The organism is Micromonospora sp. DT63 (assembly GCF_049841615.1).
Taxonomy (GTDB): domain Bacteria; phylum Actinomycetota; class Actinomycetes; order Mycobacteriales; family Micromonosporaceae; genus Micromonospora.
This window is the reverse complement of sequence record NZ_JBNCKQ010000006.1, coordinates 410,812-429,456: the sequence shown is the minus strand read 5'-3', so window position 1 is coordinate 429,456 and position 18,645 is coordinate 410,812. Positions and strand designations below refer to the sequence as shown.

Here is an 18,645-nt window from a genome sequence, read left to right as displayed (position 1 = left end):
GCAGGCCCCGGACGCGCGGCGCGGGCCGCCGGAGGATTCCGGCGACCCGCGGGCGGTGAATCGATCAGAAGACGCTGACGCCGTAGCGGCTCAGGGCCTCGGTGACGGGCTGGAAGTAGGTCGTCCCGCCACTGCTGCAGTTACCGCTGCCGCCGGAGGTCAGGCCGAGCGCGGTGCCGCCGGAGAAGAGCGAGCCGCCACTGTCGCCACCCTCGGCGCAGACGTTGGTGCGGATCAGGCCGGAGACCGAACCCTCGGCGTAGTTCACCGTGGCGTTGGTCGCGGACACCGTGCCGCTGCGCAGGCCGGTGGTGCTGCCCGAGCGCTGCACCGACTGGCCGACCGACGCGTTGCCGGAGCCGGTGATGTCCCGGTAGCTGCCGTTGTAGAGGTAGACGTTGCCGGCGGCGTTCGCGGAGTTGCTGTGCCGCACGATGCCGTAGTCGTTGCCCGGGAAGCTGGTGCCGGTACGGGTGCCCAGCAGGGTGGTCTGGCTGGAGTTCGAGTACCAGTTGGTGCCGAGGTTGGTGCAGTGCCCGGCGGTCAGGAAGTAGTAGGTGCTGCCGCTGCGCACGTTGAAGCCGAGCGAGCAGCGGTAGCCGCCGGTGTAGATGGCCTGGCCACCCGAGATCCGGGTGCTGAGCACGCCGGCCTCGGCCTCGACGCGGACCGCGCCGTTGGCCTTCGCGGCAGCGGCCTTGACCCGCTCCAGCTTGGCGCCGGTGACGGTGCTGTCGACGGAGACGACCACCTGGTTGGTGATCGGGTCGCTCCACCAGGCGGTGCCCGGGATCTTCGCCGAGCGCTCCAGCTCGGCGGTGGCCCGGTTGAGCTCCGCGGCGCCGCGGGTGACGTACCGGACGCTCGCTCCGGCCTTACTGACCGTGCGGGCGGCGGCGGCGTCGGTCACCGTGACGACGGTCTTGCCGCTGGCGTCGATGTACGAGCCTGCGGAGCGGTCGCCGAGCTGAGCGGAGAGGGCTGCGGCGGCGTCGGGCGAGGCGGCGGGGGCGGCCTGGGCGGGTGCGCCGATGAGCGAGCCGACGACCAGGGTTCCGCTCACGGCAACAGTCGCCGCAACGCGGAATGAGGACCTCGTGGGTCGCATGTAACAAACCTCCTGGGCGGGGGAGACGGGTCCGGCCGGGGGTGGCTGACCCGAGGGCGACCCGGCCGATCTGCGAAAACCGGCCGAGTGAACTGAAGTATTCACATACTTAAGATCATTGACAAGACCTGGTTTCGCCCGAATTCGTCGACCCGCTCCGGTCACACCTCCGCAACACCGTGGACACGCTCGGGGGCACCTGCCGTCACACCCCGGAGGACCGCCGGATCCGTTTCGGACATCACTTGCCGACCGACGCCGTTGCCGCCACAACCCCCGCCGCGCCCCGACGCCGGCATCACCACGGGATCGGGCAGCACGGCGGGGGCCGGCGTACGGCGGCGACACAGACGGCAGACGGCAGAGGGCGACGCGGACGAGCGGACGGCGTCAGGGGGTACGGCGGCGGGCGCCCGGACCCGGGCGGGGCAGGACGTCGCGGGGATCATCCAGCGGGTGCCCCTCGGCGCAGCGCAGCTCGACGCGTACCGGGGCGCCGCAGTCGCGGTGCTCCACGCTCAACGGCGGGCCCTCGGCGTCGGCCAGGTACCGGTCACCCCACCCGAGCACGGCGACCAGCACCGGCCAGAGGGCCAGACCCTTCTCCGTCAGCCGGTACTCGTGGCGCAGCCGACTGCCGGGCTCCCGGTACGGCTCACGACGTAGCACGCCCCGCTCGACGAGCACGGCCAGCCGGTTGGTGAGAACCTGGCGCGGAACACCGGTGCGGACCCGCATGTCGTCGAAGCGCCGCACGCCGCTGAACACCTCGCGCAGCACCACCATGGTCCACCGCTCGCCGAGGATCTCCATCGCGCGGGCGATGGTGCAGTTCTCCACCGACCAGTCCAGTGCCGCGGGTCTCATCCGACCAGGCTAGGTCTCATTGACAGACTCAGCAACGTCCTGCCAGGCTGCGTCCATGACTCAGACCCAGGAGCCGGCGCGCAGCCGTACCTTCACCTGGTCCGACCCGGCGGCCAACGCCGCGCAGGTCGGTCGGCGCAGCGGCCTCGACCTGCTCCGCGCGATGATCGCCGGAGAGCTGGCCGCGCCCCCGGTGATGCACCTGATCGACATGGCGCGGATGGAGGCCGACGAGGGTCGAGTCGCCGTCGAGCTGGTCCCGCAGGAGTTCCACTACAACCCGCTGGGCACCGTCCACGGTGGCGTCATCTCGACCCTGCTGGACACCGCCGCCGCCTGCGCCGTGCACACCACGCTGCCCGCCGGGGTCGGCTACACCTCGCTGGACCTGAACGTGAAGTTCCTGCGCCCGGTCACCGTCGACAGCGGCACGCTGCACTGCGAGGGCACGGTGCTGCAACGCGGTCGCCGCACGGCCCTGGCCGAAGCCCGCCTCACCGACGCGAACGCCCGCCTGATAGCCCACGCGACAAGCACCTGCCTCCTGCTCCCCCTCCCCCCAACTCCCTGAAGACCCCCGGGCTCTCCGGCGGCCTCTCGGCGGTTGATCATGAAGTTATTGCCCGCCTCGCCGGCGTGTCGCGGCAATAACTTCATGATCAACGGGGTGTGGCGGGTGGGGTGGGTTAGCGGAGGGCTAGGCGGGCTGCTCGGGCGTCGCGCTTCTCCTCGAAGCGGGCCGCCGCGTTCTCCAGGGTCTCCAGCTGGGCCGCGAGCTGCTCGCGGGCGGCCTCGCCGTCGGCGTCGAGGCCTGTCACGTTGAAGACGTCCCACTGGCGTAGCACCGGCTGCAGCACCTCGTCGCGGTGCTGGCGCAGGTCGTAGATGCCGGCGAGGGCGATCGCCACCGACTTGCGGGCGAAACCGTCGATGCCGTTGCCGGGCATCTGGAAGTTGGCCACCACGTCGGCGACCGCCCGCATGGCCTGGCTCGGGGCCAGCTCGAACGCGGCGGCGAGCAGGTTGCGGTAGAAGACCATGTGCAGGTTCTCGTCGGCGGCGACACGGGCCAGCAGCGCCTCGCAGGCGGGGTCGCCGGTGGCCTTGCCGGTGTTGCGGTGCGAGATCCGGGTGGCCAGCTCCTGGAACGAGACGTACGCCAGCGAGTGCAGCACCTCGTCGTCGTGCACGTTGACATAGCCCGCGGACATGTGGGTCATCCGGGCGCGCTCCAGCGCCACCGGGTCGACCGCCCGGGTGACGGTCAGGTAGTCCCGGATGGCCGTGCCGTGCCGGCCCTCCTCGGCGGTCCACCTGTGCACCCACGTGCCCCACGCGCCGTCGCGGCCGAACAGGGTGGCGATCTCGTGGTGGTACGAGGGCAGGTTGTCCTCGGTCAGCAGGTTGACGATCAGCGCGGTCCGGGCGACGTCCGGGATCGTCGAGTCGGTCGGCGACCACGCCTCACCATTGAGCGGCCCGTCGAACGTGCGCCCCTCGCTCCACGGCACGTACTCGTGCGGGAACCACTCCTTCGCCAGCGAGAGGTGGCGGTCCAGGTTGCGCGCGACGACCGGCTCCAGCTCGACGAGCAGGGCGGTCTGGCTCAGTGTGGTGCTCACGGTCACGAGTAACTCCCTACGGTGGCGTAACTTACGCTACCGTAGGTCCCCGCGGCCGTGCGCGCCAGTCGTGACACTCAACCGACCTTCGGCTTCAGGTCCTCCCGGGGCGGCGCCCACTCCCCGGCGTCGGCAATGACCTGCTCACCCGAGCGGATGTCCTTCACCTCGTCCGGAGCGCCGTCGGCCCCCGGGAACCAGACGTACGGGATGCCACGCCGCTCGGCGTAGCGGATCTGCTTGCCGAACTTCGCCGCGCTCGGCGACACCTCGGTGGCGATGCCCCGCCCGCGCAGCGCCGACGCGATCCGGCCACTGGCCGAGCGGTGCTCCTCGTCGGCCAAGGCCACCAGGACACAGGTGGGCACCGAACGGGAGACCGACAGCTCCCCCGCGCCGAAGAGCAGCCCGAGCAGCCGGGTCACGCCGATCGAGATGCCCACCCCGGGGTACGAGACAGCGCCGGCGCTGGCCAGGTTGTCGTACCGGCCGCCGGAGCAGATCGAGCCGAAGCGCTCGTAGCCACGCAGTTGGGTCTCGTAGACGGTGCCCGTGTAGTAGTCCAGCCCACGGGCGATGCGCAGGTCCGCCACGCAGAGGCCGGGCGAGTGCTCGGCGGCGGTGTCCACCACCCGGACCAGCTCCTCGATGCCCTCGTCGAGCAGCGGGTCGCTCACCCCGAGCGCCCGGACGGCGTCGGCGAAGGAGGCGTCCGGGGCGGAGATCTCGGCCAGCGCCAGGCACGCCTTGGCCTGCGCCTCGCTCGCCCCGGCGGTCTCGGCCAGCAGCTCGGTCACCTTCGCCGGGCCGATCTTGTCGAGCTTGTCGACGGTACGCAGCGCCGCCTCCGGGTCGGTCACCCCGATGCCCCGGAAGAAGCCCTCCCAGATCTTGCGGTTGTTGACCTGGATGGTCACCGGTGGGATGGGCAGGGCGCCCAGCGCGTCGCCGATGACCAGCGGCATCTCCGCCTCGTGGTGCGCGGCCAGGGTGTCCCGGTCGACGATGTCGATGTCGGCCTGGACGAACTCCCGGTAACGCCCCTCCTGCGGCCGCTCACCCCGCCACACCTTCTGGATCTGGTAGCGGCGGAACGGGAAGCTCAGCTTGCCGGCGTTCTCCAACACGTACCTGGCGAACGGCACGGTCAGGTCGAAGTGCAGGCCGAGCTGGTCGTCACCACCGGATCCCTCGGCGTCGGCGTGCAGCCGCCGGATCACGTAGACCTCCTTGGAGGTCTCGCCCTTGCGCAGCAGCTGGTCCAGCGGCTCCACGGCGCGGGTCTCCAGCGGCGCGAACCCGTACAGCTCGAAGGTGTCCCGGATCTTGCCGAGCACGAACTGCTCGATCATCCGCTGGCCGGGGGTCCACTCCGGGAAACCGGAGATGGGCGTGGGCTTGCTCATCGGCGTACTCCTTGCGGTGCCGCGCCCGCGGCGCGGTGGTGTCGTGGGTCCGCGCGCGGCGCGGACGAAGAATCAGAGGCCCCGGGTGGGAGCGGCCGGCGTCGTGCCGGCCACCTCGATGAGGTACGGGTTGCTGGCGCGCTCGCGGCCGATGGTGGTGCTGGGGCCGTGGCCGGGCAGCACGACTGTGTCGTCGGCCAGCGGAAGGATCTTGTCGCGCAGGCTGGTGAGCATCGCCGGCATGCTGCCGCCGGGCAGGTCGGTGCGGCCGATCGAGCCGGCGAAGAGGACGTCGCCGGAGAGGCAGATCTCGTCGGCCTCCCAGCCCGACCCCGCGCCGGGCAGCCGGAACAGCACCGACCCGCCGGTATGGCCCGGGGCGTGGTCGACGGCGATCTCCAGGCCGGCGAGCGTGAGGGTCGCGCCGTCGGTCAGCTCGGCCACGTCCTCCGGCTCGGTGTAGCTCAGCTTGCCGCCGAAGAGCGAGGTCAGGTCGGCCGACAGACCCTTGGCCGGGTCGGCGAGCATCTCCCGGTCACCGGGGTGCACGTACGCGGTGATCCCGCGCGCGCCGCAGACCGGCGCCACCGAGAACGTGTGGTCGAGGTGGCCGTGGGTGAGCAGCACGGCGGCCGGATGCAGGCGGTGCTCGGCGAGCAGCGCGTCGAGCTGGTCGAGCACCCCGATGCCGGGATCGACCACCACGCACTGCTCCCCCGGCGCGGTGGCCACCACATAGCAGTTGGTGCCGAAGGCGTCCGCGGGAAAGCCGGCCACGAGCACGGGCGCTGTCCTCTCCGTCGAGCTGTCGTCCTGCCCAGCAGCCTAACCGGCGCGGCGAGCGCGTTTGCCGCGTCCGCCCCCGAGGCCCCATCCGACACAGTGACATCGCACGATATGAGCTGCTGGCGGCGGGGTGGACCTCGTACACCACATTCCCAGTCACTAGCCGTACACTCTGGCGGGCGTGTGGCGTGGCACACGCGACGCCCGGACGGGCCGGGGTACCCGGCCGCCGGTGACGACCAGGCAGAGGAAAGGGGAGCACCTGTGGCTTCCAGCAGGGACCGGCAGCGCAAACTGGCGCGGGCCAAGCTCGACCGGCAGTTGGCTCGCCGGGCCGCCGCCACGCGGCGTCGCCGGCAGATCCAGGCCGGCGTCGGCGCCTTCCTGGTCCTCGCGGTGATCGTGGCCGGCTCGGCCTGGGCGCTCGGTGCGTTCGACTCCGATCCGAAGAAGAACACCGCCGCGGAGGACACCTGCCTCTGGACGCCGCAGGACGCGAGCGCCAACACCAACCTCAAGGACGTCGGCACGCCGGCGACCAAGGACCTGCCGACCGACGGCACCCGGGCGATGACGGTCACCACCAACCAGGGTGCGCCGATCACCGCCGAGCTGAACCTGGCCAACTCCCCCTGCGCGGCGGCGAGCATCGCCCACCTGGCGAGCCGGTCGTTCTACGACAACACCAAGTGCCACGAGATCACCGCCGACGGCGCGCTGCGCTGCGGTGACCCCAGCGGCACCGGCCTCGGCGGGCCCACCTACTCGTTCTACGACGAGGACGTGCCGACCGTGCCGTCGGCGTCGCCGTCGGCCAGCCCGGCGCCCGGTCAGCCGCCGACGTACCCCAAGGGGACCGTGGCGATGATCTCCAACCCGCCCGGCGCCAACGGCAGCCAGTTCCTGATCTTCTTCAAGGACTTCACGACCACTGACCCGAAGTACCCGGTGATCGGCAAGGTGACCGGTGGGCTCGACGTGGTCGAGAAGATCGGTGCCCTGCCGACCGTGGACAATGGGACCGGGGCAAAGGTCAAGCCCAAGACCGACGTGGTGATCCAGAGCCTCACGGTCGGCGAGCCGGTCACCGGCGCGGCACCGGCGCCGTCCGGTGCTCCGGCCAGCAGCCCAAGCGCCGGCTGACCGGTCGCCCCACCACACCTTAAGCGGCACCCCGCAGCAAACAGCCAGGAGGATCCAGGCGTGACGTCCACCAGAGAGCGGCAGCGCGCGGCGGCACGCGCCCGACTCGAGAAGGAGATGGCCGAGCGCTCGGCCAAGGCCCGCAAGCGCCGCCAGACGCAGGCGATCGTCGGCGCGGCCGCCGTGCTGGTGCTCGTGGTCGCCGGCACGGTGTGGCTGGCCACGACCCTCGGCGGCGACGACGACAAGACCGACACCGCCGCCTCGGCGCCCGGTGCCAGCGAGTGCGTCTACAACGCGATGCCGACGGACCAGCGGCCCCCGCAGATCAAGGACGTCGGGGTGCCCAGCAACCAGCAGTCCGCCAAGGGCGTGCAGACCATGACGATCACCACCAACCTGGGCCCGATCACGGCCAAGGTCGACAGGTCGCAGGTGCCGTGCACGGCCGGGGCGTTCACCTACCTGGCGGAGAAGAACTTCTTCGACAACAGCAAGTGCCACCGCCTGGTGACCGAGGGCATCAAGGTGCTGCAGTGCGGTGACCCGAGCGCCACCGGCAAGGGCTGGCGTGACACCGACGGCACGGGTGGGCCGAGCTTCCGACTGCCGGAGGAGAACCTGCCCACCGACAAGCGCCCGCCGTACCCGGAGGGCGTCATCGCGATGGCCAACTCCGGTCAGCCGGGCAGCACCGGCAGCCAGTTCTTCATCGTGTACGGCGACTCGCCGCTGGACCCGGCGTACACGGTGCTGGGCACGGTCACCGGCGGCATGGACATCGTCAAGGACGTGGCCAAGGCCGGCGACGACGGGGCGTTCGCCCAGCAGGCAGGTGGCGGCCACCCGAAGAAGGAGGTCGTGATCACCGACCTCACGATGAGCCCGCCGCAGGGCTGACACCCGCACGAGACGACGAAGCGCCCGCCGGCTGAGCCGGCGGGCGCTTTCGTGTGCGGGGTACGGGGTTCAGGCGCCCGAGGTGACCCGGTACGCGTCGAAGACCCCGTCGACCTTGCGAACGGTGGCCAGCAGGTGGCCCAGGTGCTTCGGGTCGGCCATCTCGAAGCTGAACCGGCTCACCGCCACCCGGTCGCGGGTGGTGGTGACAGTCGCGGACAGGATGTTGACCCGCTCGTCGGAGAGCACCCGGGTGACGTCGGCGAGCAGCTTGTGCCGGTCCAGTGCCTCGACCTGTATCGCCACCAGGAACGTGGAGGCGGACGTGAGCTTCCAGCTCACCTCGACCACCCGCTCGGCCTGGGCCCGCAGGTCCTCGGCGTTGGCGCAGTCGTCGCGGTGCACGCTCACCCCGCCGGAGCGGGTGACGAAGCCGAACACCGAGTCCGGTGGGACCGGCGTGCAGCAGCGGGCCAGTTTGATCCAGACGTCGCTGACGCCACGGACCACCACACCGGGGTCGCTGCTGCTCTGGCGGCTGCGCGGTGGCCGGGTGGCGACGGCGGTCTCGGCGATGTCCTCCGCCGCGCCCTCCTCGCCGCCGTACGCGGCCATCAGCTTCTGCACCACCGACTGCGCGGAGACCTGACTGTCGCCGACCGCCGCGTACAGCGACGCCACGTCGGCGAGGTGCAGGTCCCGGGCGATCGACATCAGCGCGTCGGAGGTGAGCATCCGCTGCAACGGCATGCCCTGCTTGCGCATCGCCTTGACGATCGCGTCCTTGCCGGCCTCGATCGCCTCCTCGCGCCGCTCCTTGTTGAAGTACTGGCGGATCTTCGTGCGGGCGCGGGGGCTCTTGACGAAGCCCAGCCAGTCCTGCGTGGGGCCGGCCGTCTCGGACTTCGACGTGAAGATCTCGATCACGTCGCCGTTGGACAGCGTCGACTCCAACGGCACCAGCTTGCCGTTGACCCGCGCGCCGATGCACTTGTGCCCCACCTCGGTGTGCACCGCGTACGCGAAGTCCACAGGCGTCGACCCGGTCGGCAGCGGGATGACGTCACCCTTGGGGGTGAAGACGTACACCTCCTGGCTGGACAGGTCGAAGCGCAGCGCGTCCAGGAACTCGCTCGGGTCGGCCGCCTCCCGCTGCCAGTCCAGCAGCTGCCGCAGCCAGGTCATCTCGTCGATGTGCGCCGGCGGGCCGACGATCTGGGTGCCCTTGTGCTCCTTGTACTTCCAGTGTGCGGCGATGCCGAACTCCGCGGTGCGGTGCATCGCGTACGTGCGGATCTGCATCTCCACCGGCTTGCCGGTGGGCCCGATGACAGTCGTGTGCAACGACTGGTACATGTTGAACTTGGGCATGGCGATGTAGTCCTTGAACCGCCCCGGCACCGGCTGCCAGTTGGCGTGGATCACGCCGAGCGCCGCGTAGCAGTCCCGCACGGTGTCGACCAGGATCCGGACGCCGACCAGGTCGTAGATGTCGTTGAAGTCGCGACCCCGCACGATCATCTTCTGGTAGATCGAGTAGAGGTGCTTCGGCCGCCCGGTCGTCTCCGCCTTGATCTTGGCGGCCTTCAGGTCGGTGCCGACCTTCTGGGTGACCTGCCGCAGCAGCGACTCCCGCTGCGGCTGGTGCTCCCCGATCAGCCGGTTGATCTCCTCGTAGCGCTTGGGGAACAGGGTGCCGAAGGCCAGGTCCTCCAGCTCCCACTTGATCGTGTTCATACCGAGCCGGTGGGCGAGGGGCGCCAGGATCTCCAGCGTCTCCTTGGCCTTCTGCTCCTGCTTGGGGCGGGGCAGGAAGGTCAGGGTGCGCATGTTGTGCAGCCGGTCGGCCAGCTTGATCACCAGCACCCGCGGGTCCTTGGCCATCGCCACGACCATCTTGCGGATCGTCTCGGCCTTGGCGGCGTCGCCCAGCTTGACCTTGTCCAGCTTGGTGACGCCGTCGACCAGCAGGGCAACCTCGCCGCCGAAGTCGGCGCGCATCGCGTCGAGGGTGTACTCGGTGTCCTCGATGGTGTCGTGCAGCAGCGCGGCGACGAGCGTGGTGGTGTCCATGCCCAGGTTGCCGAGGATGGTGGCGACGGCGAGCGGGTGGGTGATGTACGGGTCGCCGGACTTGCGGTACTGCCCGGAGTGCCACCGCGCGGCCGTGTCGAAGGCGCGCTGGAGCAGCCGCGCGTCGGCCTTCGGGTGGTTCTCCCGGTGACTCGCGATGAGCGGCTCCAGCACCTCGCTGACCTGCGAGGTCTGCCAGGGCGCGTTGAACCGGGCCAGCCGGGCGCGCACCCGCCGACCGGTGGGCGCGTTGGACAGCCCGAAGCCACCGCTCGGTGACGGGTCGACGCCGGCGTCGGTCGGGAACGGGACCACGACCCCGTCGGCGCCCGCGGACGCCTCGGTGGTGGCGCTCACCGGGACCCCGGTCGGAGCCGTCGCGCCGTCGGCAGGAGCCCTGCCGGAGCCGTTGTCGGTGCCCGTCACCCGGGCCGGCGCGTCGCCGTTCCGGTCGGTCACCGAGCCGTCAGCGTCGCCTGTCGGGTGCACCGTGCCCTCCGCCGGAGGGACGACATCGTGGGACACCGGCCTCCTCACCGCTCGCCGGAAACACGCCGGCCGAACGTCGGCCGGCCTGGTCTCGCGTCGCCGGACGGTGTACCGCCGGCGTCAGCAAAGGGCAATGCTACCCGCACGGACGGTCCCCTGCCGCTCCGCCGGACGGTCGGCGCGAGCTCCGCCCGACGGGCCGGGCTCAAACGGTCAGCAGGGCATGGACCGGGCGCGGCGCCAGCCGCTCCCGCGCGCCCAGGAAGCCGATCTCCAGCAGAACGGTGAAGCCCGTGACCGTCCCGCCGGCCCGCTCGACGAGGTCCAGCGTCGCCTCGGCGGTGCCGCCGGTAGCCAGCACGTCGTCGACGACCAGCACCCGGTGGCCGGCGGTGAAGGCGTCCTCGTGCACCTCCAGGGTGGCCTCGCCGTACTCGAGCGCGTACGACACCGAGTGCGCCGGGCGGGGCAGCTTGCCGGCCTTGCGCACCGGCACCACGCCCACCCCGGCCGCGTACGCGACAGCCGCCGCGACGACGAAGCCGCGCGCCTCGATGCCCACCACCACGTCGAAGCCGTCCCGCCCGTGGTACGCGACGATCCCGTCGACGACCTCGCGGAACGCCTTGCCGTCGGCGAACAGCGGCATCAGGTCCTTGAACAGGACACCGGGCTTGGGGAAGTCCGGCACGTCCAGCACCCGGCTGGCCACCAACCGGGCGGCCTCCGGGCCGCTGTCCCCGCGCGCCGCGGTGCTGTGGGTCTCCGTCACGGTTGTTCGTTTCCCTTCCCACGACGACGGCGTCCGGCATGCTGCTCGCACAGCATGCCGGACGCCGTTCGGGCGTTTCCTCCCGGGTCGACCCCGGGGCCGGTCAGCGCCGCTTGGCGCCGCCGGGCCGGTTACCGCCGCCGCCGGGGCGACCGCCCCGGGCGCCGGTCGGCCGCTTGCCCGCCGGCCGCGCGCCCACCTTCGGGGCGGCGCCGGCCAGCGCGGCGGAGTCGGGGTCGAGCGGCGCGTCGGCCACCTCGCCCTCGACCGGGGCCGCAGCACCCTTGCCGGGGACCTCGCCACGGCCCGGCGTGCCCCGACGGGCCTGCACCCGCTTGTTGTGCGCCTGGATGCGGGGGTCGTAGTTCTTCAGCAGCGCCAGCAGCGGCGTCGCCACCAGGATGGAGGTCAGGAACGCCACCGCCATACCCACGAACAGCACCAGGCCGAGGTCCTTCAGCGTTCCGGCGCCGAGCAGGCCCGCACCGATGAAGAGCAGACCACCGACGGGCAGCAGGGCCACCACCGAGGTGTTCAGCGACCGCATGAGGCTCTGGTTGACGGCCAGGTTGGCCGCCTCGCCGTACGTCATGTTGTTGTTGGCGGTGATGCCGCGGGTGTTCTCCTGCACCTTGTCGAAGACCACCACCACGTCGTAGAGCGCGAAGCCCAGAATCGTGAGGAAACCGATGATCGTCGACGGGGTGACCTCGAAGCCGACAAGCGAGTAGATGCCGGCGGTGAGGATCAGGTTAGTGAACAGCGACGCCACCGCGGCGACCGCCATCCGCCACTCGAAGCGCAGGATCAGGTAGACCATCACCAGCGCGATGAAGATGACCAGACCGAGCACGGCCCGCGAGGTGACCTGGCTGCCCCACGCCTCGCTGACCTGGTTGCCGCTGATCTGGTCGGCGCTGATGCCGAACCGCTTGGCGATGTCGGCCTTGACGGCGGTGGCCTGCTCCGCGCTGAGCTGACCGGTACGCAGCTCGTAGGTGTCGCCGCCCGTGCCACCGACCTTCTGAGCGGTCACCACCTCGGCGCCGCCGCCCTCGGCCGCGAGCGCGGCGTCGACCTGCTCCTCGGCCTGGTTCAGGGTGCCGACGCTGGCTGGCACCTGGAACGAGTTGCCGCCGGCGAACTCGATGCCGAGGCTGAACCCGCGGATCGAGACGCTCAGGATCGCGATCAGGATCAGGATCCCGGCGACGCCGAACCAGAGCTTGCGCCGGCCGACGACGTTGAGACCGGCCTCGCCGTTGTAGAGGCGGCTCGCCAGACCGTTCTGAGCCATCTCAGGCCTCCTTGGCGCGCGGGTTGCGGGGCTGAGTCTGCTGGTTGCGGGCCGGAAGCGCCCGGCCCAGGCCGCTGACCCGCGGGGACAGGAACGCCCGGGTCCGGGCGAACATCGTCATGATCGGGTGCCGGAAGAGGAAGACCACGACCAGGTCCAGCACCGTGGCCAGGCCGAGGGCGAACGCGAAGCCCTTGACCGTGCCGACCGAGACCACGTAGAGCACCACAGCGGAGAGCAGGGTGATCGCGTTGGCCGAGATGATCGTCCGGCGGGCGCGGACCCAGGCGCGGGGCACCGCGCTGCGCGGGCTGCGCCCCTCCCGGATCTCGTCCTTGAGTCGTTCGAAGTAGATGACGAACGAGTCCGCCGCCACACCGAGCGAGACGATCATTCCGGCGATGCCGGCGAGGGTGAGCGTGAAGCCGATCTGCCGGCCGAGCACCACAAGCGCGCCGAAGACGAGCAGCGCGGAGAGGATCAGGCTCAGGAAGATCACCGAGCCGAGCAGCCGGTAGTAGAAGAACGCGTAGATGATGACCAGCAGCATGCCGATGCCGGCCGCGAGCAGACCGGCCCGCAGGTGGCTGGCCCCCAGGGTCGCGGTGACGTTCTGCGACTCCTGCGCCTTGAAGGTCACCGGCAGCGCGCCGTAGCGGAGCTGGCCGGCGAGTGCGCTGGCGTCCTTCTGGTTGAAGTTGCCGGTGATCTGGGAGTTGCCGGTCAGCACGCCCTGGATCTCCGGGGAGGAGACGATCTCGTTGTCCAGGACGACTGCCACCCGGCACTTGCCGTCCTGACCGAGCGCGCTGGCGTCGCAGGCCTGGCCCTCGTTGTTGAACGCCTCACGGGTCAACGCGGTCCACTTGCTCTGGCCGTCACCGGTGAAGTCGAGGCTGACCACCCAGGCGTTGGTCTGGTCGAGCACCGCGTCGGCGTCGTCCACGTCGGTGCCGAGGACCTTGGCCTGGTCGAGCAGGTACTTCGAGGCCCCGCCCTCGCAGGACACGACCTGCTGCTTCGGGTCGGAGATCGACGCCGGGGGACGCTTGTCGAGCTGGGCGCACCCGATCGTCGGCACGTTGAACTGCATCTGCGCCGGCAACACGGCGACCTCTTGCGGCGACAGCGCGCTGAACGGCTTGAGCTTGTCGCCCAGCGACGGGTCGGCGCTCAGGTCGGCGGGGGCCTGCAGACCGCTGGCGGCCTGCCAGGCGGCGGCGCCGACCTTCTGCTCGACGGCCTTGCGCTGCTCCTCGACGCTCGCCGGCACCGGCTCGGCGCTGGCGCTCGCCGACGGCGCGGGGGCACTCGCCGAGGCCGAGGGGGTCGGCGTGGCAGGCGTGGCACTGGCGGACGGCGCGGGCGCCATCCCGCCCTGTCCACCACTGGCCGACGGGCTCACCTTCGGCGCGGCGCTGCCGGACGGGGTCGCCGAGGGGGCGCCGGACGGGGTGACGCTGCCCGGCGGAGCCGCCGTGGCGGCCGGCGGCGCGGCGGCCGTCCCGCTGCCGTCGGCGGCCTTGAGCACCTTGCGGAAGCGCAGCTCGGCGGCGCTGCCCACCTCGTCGAGGTTCCGGTTCTCACCGGGCAGGGAGATGACGATGTTCCGGTTGCCCTCGGTGACCACCTCGGCCTCGGCCACGCCGAGGCCGTTGACCCGGTTCTCGATGATCTGCCGGGCCTCCTCAAGGTTCTCGGCAGTCGGGGGCTTGCCGTCGACGTTGTTTGTCGCCTCCAGCGTCATCCGGGTGCCGCCGATCAGGTCCAGGCCGAGCTTGGGCTCCAGCCGGTCCTTGAAGCTGCCGCTGGCGCCGCCCGAGAAGAACACCAAAAGATAGAGGACGACGAAGATGAACCCGAGCACGGCGAGCTGCCGGCCGGGTCGCATCTGTCCCTGAGGTGGTGCCACGGTTGTCCTGTCTCCCTGTACGGTCGCGCCGCTGCGCGCGGCGGCGGCGAGTGTCGGGCCGGGGGTCCCGGCCAACGGGTCTGACCTGGCCGACGGGGGTGCCGGCGCGCTGGCCGGACACGCCGGCGTGGGACGCCGACGGTCACGGGAACGTGCCGACGCCCGGCGTCGACCCAACTATCCAGTTTTCACGTCGCGTCCGCTGCCCCGTCGGGCGGGGCGGCCCCCGTTCTCCGGTCGCCTGGCCGTACGCCAGAACCGTCGCCCGGCGGGCGGAGTCAGTCCTTGACGGTGTCCGCGTCCTCGGTGACCGGCTCGCTCGGCAGCTCCGCGCGGGTGACCACCCGGGCGATGGCCGGCCGGGCGTAGCGGGTCTGGACGCCCGGAGCGATCTCGAGCAGCACGGCGTCGTCCTCGACGCCGGTGACCGTGCCGTAGAGCCCGCCGATGGTGACAACCTCGTCGCCCGGGCCCAGCGCGGACTGCATGGCCTCCGCATCGCGGCGACGCTTCTGCTGCGGACGGATCATCATGAAGTACATGACGCCGAAGAGCAGGACGATCATCAGGATCGGCGTGAAGCCGCCGGCCCCACCACCCGCTGCAAGGTATTGCACGGTTACTGCCTTCCCATTGGCCACCAGCCACGGCACGGGAGTGCCGGAGCGGAGGCGGATTCTCACATCCTGTACAGACCGCGGCGAAGTCTAATCCCTGCACCTGAGAACACCGAATGCGGCACAGATCACGTTCACATCACGGCTGATCGGTGTCCAGGGAGAACAGATCGGGCGCAGACGGGACATCCATCCCAAATGTACCATTCGGTGGAGTACGCCCCAGGTGCCGCCAGGAAGCCTCCGTTGCCACCCGGCCCCGCGGGGTACGAGCCAGCAGACCGGCGCGCACCAGGAACGGCTCACAGACCTCCTCGACCGTGTCCGGCTGCTCCCCCACCGCCACGGCGAGCGTGGACAACCCGACCGGGCCGCCCCGGAACGAGTCCACCAGCGCGGTCAGCACCGCCCGGTCCAGCCGGTCCAGGCCCAGCGCGTCGACGTCGTACACCGTCAGGGCCTTGCGGGCGGTGCCCAGGGTGACCACACCGTCGGCCCGGACCTCCGCGTAGTCGCGGACCCGGCGTAGCAGCCGGTTGGCGATCCGGGGGGTGCCCCGGGACCGGCCGGCGATCTCCGCCGCGCCGTCGGCGGTGATCGGCACCCCGAGGATGCGCGCCGAACGGTGCAGCAGCGTCTCCAGGTCCGCCGGGGCGTAGAAGTCGAGGTGCGCGACGAAGCCGAACCGGTCCCGCATGGGCCCGGTCAACAGACCCGAGCGGGTGGTCGCGCCGACCAGGGTGAACGGCTCGACGTCCAGCGGGATCGCGGTGGCGCCCGGCCCCTTGCCGACCACCACGTCGACCCGGAAGTCCTCCATCGCGCTGTAGAGCAGTTCCTCCGCGGGCCGCGCGATCCGATGGATCTCGTCGATGAAGAGCACGTCGCCCTCGGCGAGGCTGGTCAGGATCGCCGCCAGATCGCCGGAACGCTCGATCGCCGGGCCGCTGGTCACGCGGATGCCGGCGCCCAGCTCCGCGGCGACGATGTTGGCCAGGCTCGTCTTGCCCAGCCCGGGAGGCCCGGAGAGCAGGATGTGATCCGGCGGCGACCCCCGCCGCATGGCGCCCTGCAACAGCAGGTCGAGCTGATCGCGCACCCGGTCCTGGGCGATGAACTCGGCCAGCCGCCGGGGCCGCACGGTGGCCTCCACGTCCCGGTCGGCATCGCTGACGTACGCCGAGACGAGCCCGTCGGTGTCGCTCACCGTGCCGCCCCCCGTCGCCCCTGGGCGGTCATCGGGTACGACCCAGCAGGCGGATGGCCTGCTTGAGCAGGACCGGCACGGGCGGCGTGGCGCCGTCGATGGTCTCCGCCACGGCGGCCACCGCCTGGTCGGCCTGCCCGGCCGTCCAACCCAGACCGACCAGCGCCTGCCGCACCTGATCGGGCCACGCGCCGGCGGTCACGCCGCCCACCCCGTCGGCGCCGATCGACACCGGGCCGATCCGGTCCCGCAACTCCAGCACCAGGCGCTCGGCGCCCTTCTTGCCGATCCCGGGCACCCGGGTCAGCGCGGCGGTGTCGGCGTTGGCGATGGCCTTTCGCACCGCGTCCGGCGTGTGCACGGCCAGCACCGCCTGGGCCAGCCGTGGGCCGACCCCGCTGGCGGTTTGCAGCAGCTCGAACAGCGCCTTGGCGTCGTCGTCGGCGAAACCGTAGAGGGTCAGCGAATCCTCCCGGACCACCAGGCTGGTGGCCAGCCGCGCCGGCTGCCCCACCCGCAGGTCGGCGAGGGTCCCCGGGGCGCAGTGCACGGCCAGGCCGACACCGCCGACCTCGATCACGGCCAGATCCGGGCCTGTCGCGGTCACCGTGCCGCGCACGCTGGCGATCATCGTGCTCCTCCTCGTCGTGCCCGATCGGCCGCGGCGGCCAGCTTGGAACGGGTGCCGCCGCGCCACACGTGGCAGATGGCCAGGGCGAGAGCGTCGGCGGCGTCGGCCGGTTTCGGTGGCTCGTCCAGCCGCAGCAGCCGGGTCACCATGGCGGTCACCTGCGCCTTGTCGGCCTGACCGGAACCGGTCACCGCCGCCTTCACCTCGCTGGGGGTGTACGTCTGCACCGGCAGCCCCGCCCGCGCCCCGGCCAGCACGGCGATGCCGCTGGCCTGGGCGGTGCCCATCACCGTCCGGACGTTGTGCTGGCTGAACACCCGCTCGACGGCGACGCTCTCCGGCTGGTGCTCGGCGACCAGTTTGGTCAGCGACCGGTCCAGGTGCAGCAGGCGCAGCGGCAGGTCGTCGGCGGGGTCGGTGTAGACCACGTAGTACGCGATGAGCGTGCACGGCCGGCCGGGCACGCCCTCGACGACGCCCACCCCGCACCGCGTCAACCCCGGGTCGACCCCCAGCACCCGCACGCCGCCCCCTCCCCCAGCCGTCAGCAGTACGTGTGTTCGACACCCTAACCGGCCCCCTTCCCACCAGCCCCACGGGACACGCCCTCCCCCACCCCACGCCCCCTGACGACCCGCGCCCCGCGACCCGCGACCCGCGCCCCGCGCCCTGCGCCCTGCGCCCTGCGCCCTGCGCCAAGATCTACGCAACTTCCCGGAAGTTGCTGCCTCCGACGCTCGGGAGACAGCAACATCCCTGACACTGCGCGGATCTTGACGACGATCACCCGCCCGACCGGCCGGGAGGGGGGTTGCGGCACCGCAGCCGTCAAGGTCGTGCTCGATCCAGGATGTAGTGGTCACGAGACGCCGGGAGACCACTACATCCTGGTTGTTGCGCGATCTTCCGGCGCGGCGCGGCAGCGCGGGGTGGGGCGCGGCGGCGGGACATGGCCACACAGCATTGGCACCGAGTATGTGTCGCTGCCCCATGTGCCGCAGGGCACACAGCTCGTAACTTCTTGCGCCATGACGGCAGAACCCGTGGCGGTCCCCCACGTCGTACAGCTCGACCTCTCCGGTCGGACCGCCCTGGTCACCGGGGGCGGCAGCGGCATCGGGCGGGCCTGTGCCCTGCGGTTGGGCGCGGCCGGCGCCACGGTGCTCGTGGTGGACCGCAACCTGGAGGCGGCCAAGGCGGTGGCCGCCGAGGCCGGCGGACGCGCCGAGGGAGTGGACCTGGCCGACGCGGCGGCCGTGGACGCGCTCGACGTGGACGTGGACATCGTGGTGAACAACGCCGGCCTCCAGCACGTGGCGCCGCTGCAGGACTTTCCCGTCGAACGTTTCGAGTACATCCAGCGGGTGATGGTGGAGGCGCCGTTCCTGCTGATCCGTCGCGCGTTGCCGCACATGTACGCCCGCGGCTGGGGCCGGATCGTCAACATCTCGTCGGTGCACGGCCTGCGCGCCTCGCCGTACAAGGCTGCCTACGTCTCGGCGAAGCACGCCCTCGAAGGGCTGTCGAAGGTGGTGGCGCTGGAGGGTGCCGCGCACGGGGTGACCGCCAACTGCATCAACCCGGCGTACGTACGAACAGCCCTGGTGGAGAGCCAGATCGCCGATCAGGCGGCCAGCCACGGCATCGGCGAGGCCGAGGTGATCGAGAAGGTCATGCTGGCGCGGGCCGCCATCAAGCGGCTGATCGAGCCGGAGGAGGTCGCCGAACTGTTGGCGTACCTCTGTTCGCCGCCGGCGGCCTTCATCACGGGCGCGTCGATCGCGCTCGACGGGGGCTGGACGGCCAACTAGTGGG

General features: G+C 71.4%; 17 protein-coding genes. 4 read left to right on the top strand and 13 right to left on the bottom strand.

Going from position 1 to position 18,645, the window contains the following annotated elements:
- Positions 1–64: 64 nt before the first annotated feature.
- Positions 65–1,108, bottom strand: a complete 1,044-nt coding sequence (locus tag ACLQ27_RS23430; protein WP_357497652.1) for a S1 family peptidase — start codon at positions 1,106–1,108, stop codon at positions 65–67.
- Between the two features lie 390 nt (positions 1,109–1,498).
- On the bottom strand, positions 1,499–1,975 hold the full coding sequence (locus ACLQ27_RS23425; RefSeq protein ID WP_357497650.1) for a winged helix-turn-helix transcriptional regulator: 477 nt from the start codon (positions 1,973–1,975) through the stop codon (positions 1,499–1,501).
- 55 nt (positions 1,976–2,030) lie between these two features.
- Between ACLQ27_RS23425 and ACLQ27_RS23420 the strand changes: the two genes are divergently transcribed.
- Positions 2,031–2,546 (top strand): PaaI family thioesterase, encoded by a 516-nt coding sequence (locus tag ACLQ27_RS23420; protein ID WP_425868613.1) that lies wholly within the window; start codon positions 2,031–2,033, stop codon positions 2,544–2,546.
- A 115-nt stretch (positions 2,547–2,661) separates the two neighbouring features.
- Here the strand turns inward: ACLQ27_RS23420 and ACLQ27_RS23415 are convergent, their stop codons facing one another.
- The 3 genes from ACLQ27_RS23415 to ACLQ27_RS23405 form a co-directional block, all read right to left on the bottom strand.
- Positions 2,662–3,603 carry an acyl-ACP desaturase gene (locus tag ACLQ27_RS23415; protein WP_357497648.1) on the bottom strand — a complete coding sequence of 314 codons (942 nt, stop codon included), beginning with the start codon at positions 3,601–3,603 and terminating at the stop codon, positions 2,662–2,664.
- Between the two features lie 71 nt (positions 3,604–3,674).
- A complete protein-coding gene (gene hisS, locus ACLQ27_RS23410) occupies positions 3,675–5,003 on the bottom strand; it encodes a histidine--tRNA ligase (protein ID WP_425868611.1) in 1,329 nt (442 codons plus the stop codon).
- 72 nt (positions 5,004–5,075) lie between these two features.
- On the bottom strand, positions 5,076–5,786 hold the full coding sequence (locus ACLQ27_RS23405) for an MBL fold metallo-hydrolase (protein ID WP_234583496.1): 711 nt from the start codon (positions 5,784–5,786) through the stop codon (positions 5,076–5,078).
- A 267-nt stretch (positions 5,787–6,053) separates the two neighbouring features.
- On the opposite strand from ACLQ27_RS23405, the gene ACLQ27_RS23400 reads away from it, so the two are divergent.
- On the top strand, positions 6,054–6,932 hold the full coding sequence (locus tag ACLQ27_RS23400) for a peptidylprolyl isomerase (RefSeq protein WP_234583497.1): 879 nt from the start codon (positions 6,054–6,056) through the stop codon (positions 6,930–6,932).
- Between the two features lie 60 nt (positions 6,933–6,992).
- Entirely contained in the window at positions 6,993–7,832 is an 840-nt protein-coding gene (locus ACLQ27_RS23395) for a peptidylprolyl isomerase (protein ID WP_357575918.1), read from the top strand.
- Between the two features lie 69 nt (positions 7,833–7,901).
- Here the strand turns inward: ACLQ27_RS23395 and ACLQ27_RS23390 are convergent, their stop codons facing one another.
- From ACLQ27_RS23390 to ruvC, 8 genes are all read right to left on the bottom strand, one after another.
- On the bottom strand, positions 7,902–10,430 hold the full coding sequence (locus ACLQ27_RS23390; RefSeq protein ID WP_234583499.1) for a RelA/SpoT family protein: 2,529 nt from the start codon (positions 10,428–10,430) through the stop codon (positions 7,902–7,904).
- Positions 10,431–10,599: 169 nt separating this feature from the next.
- A complete protein-coding gene (locus tag ACLQ27_RS23385) occupies positions 10,600–11,166 on the bottom strand; it encodes an adenine phosphoribosyltransferase (protein ID WP_234583500.1) in 567 nt (188 codons plus the stop codon).
- A 103-nt stretch (positions 11,167–11,269) separates the two neighbouring features.
- The gene (secF, locus tag ACLQ27_RS23380; protein WP_357497642.1) at positions 11,270–12,463 is read right to left on the bottom strand and encodes a protein translocase subunit SecF; all 1,194 of its coding nucleotides are present in this window, start codon (positions 12,461–12,463) and stop codon (positions 11,270–11,272) included.
- Between the two features lies 1 nt (position 12,464).
- The gene (secD, locus tag ACLQ27_RS23375; protein WP_234583502.1) at positions 12,465–14,375 is read right to left on the bottom strand and encodes a protein translocase subunit SecD; all 1,911 of its coding nucleotides are present in this window, start codon (positions 14,373–14,375) and stop codon (positions 12,465–12,467) included.
- Positions 14,376–14,653: 278 nt separating this feature from the next.
- Positions 14,654–14,992, bottom strand: coding sequence for a preprotein translocase subunit YajC (yajC, locus tag ACLQ27_RS23370; RefSeq protein ID WP_308195356.1), 339 nt, complete (start codon positions 14,990–14,992; stop codon positions 14,654–14,656).
- A 139-nt stretch (positions 14,993–15,131) separates the two neighbouring features.
- Complete coding sequence (gene ruvB, locus ACLQ27_RS23365; RefSeq protein ID WP_357575920.1) at positions 15,132–16,199, bottom strand: Holliday junction branch migration DNA helicase RuvB; 1,068 nt, start codon at positions 16,197–16,199, stop codon at positions 15,132–15,134.
- Positions 16,200–16,227: 28 nt separating this feature from the next.
- Complete coding sequence (gene ruvA / locus ACLQ27_RS23360) at positions 16,228–16,830, bottom strand: Holliday junction branch migration protein RuvA (RefSeq protein WP_357575921.1); 603 nt, start codon at positions 16,828–16,830, stop codon at positions 16,228–16,230.
- Complete coding sequence (gene ruvC / locus ACLQ27_RS23355) at positions 16,827–17,354, bottom strand: crossover junction endodeoxyribonuclease RuvC (protein WP_234583505.1); 528 nt, start codon at positions 17,352–17,354, stop codon at positions 16,827–16,829. The genes ruvA and ruvC overlap by 4 nt, the downstream gene beginning before the upstream one ends.
- A 504-nt stretch (positions 17,355–17,858) precedes the next feature.
- Between ruvC and ACLQ27_RS23350 the strand changes: the two genes are divergently transcribed.
- Complete coding sequence (locus ACLQ27_RS23350) at positions 17,859–18,641, top strand: 3-hydroxybutyrate dehydrogenase (RefSeq protein ID WP_234583506.1); 783 nt, start codon at positions 17,859–17,861, stop codon at positions 18,639–18,641.
- Positions 18,642–18,645: the final 4 nt, after the last annotated feature.

Bases quoted from the DNA above. Each gene is read 5' to 3' on its own strand.
- ACLQ27_RS23430 (WP_357497652.1), bottom strand. From the start codon at position 1,108: ATGCGACCCACGAGGTCCTCATTCCGCGTTGCGGCGACTGTTGCCGTG.
- hisS (WP_425868611.1), bottom strand. From the start codon at position 5,003: ATGAGCAAGCCCACGCCCATCTCCGGTTTCCCGGAGTGGACCCCCGGC.
- secF (WP_357497642.1), bottom strand. From the start codon at position 12,463: ATGGCTCAGAACGGTCTGGCGAGCCGCCTCTACAACGGCGAGGCCGGT.
- ACLQ27_RS23420 (WP_425868613.1), top strand. From the start codon at position 2,031: ATGACTCAGACCCAGGAGCCGGCGCGCAGCCGTACCTTCACCTGGTCC.
- ACLQ27_RS23425 (WP_357497650.1), bottom strand. From the start codon at position 1,975: ATGAGACCCGCGGCACTGGACTGGTCGGTGGAGAACTGCACCATCGCC.
- ACLQ27_RS23350 (WP_234583506.1), top strand. From the start codon at position 17,859: ATGACGGCAGAACCCGTGGCGGTCCCCCACGTCGTACAGCTCGACCTC.
- ruvA (WP_357575921.1), bottom strand. From the start codon at position 16,830: ATGATCGCCAGCGTGCGCGGCACGGTGACCGCGACAGGCCCGGATCTG.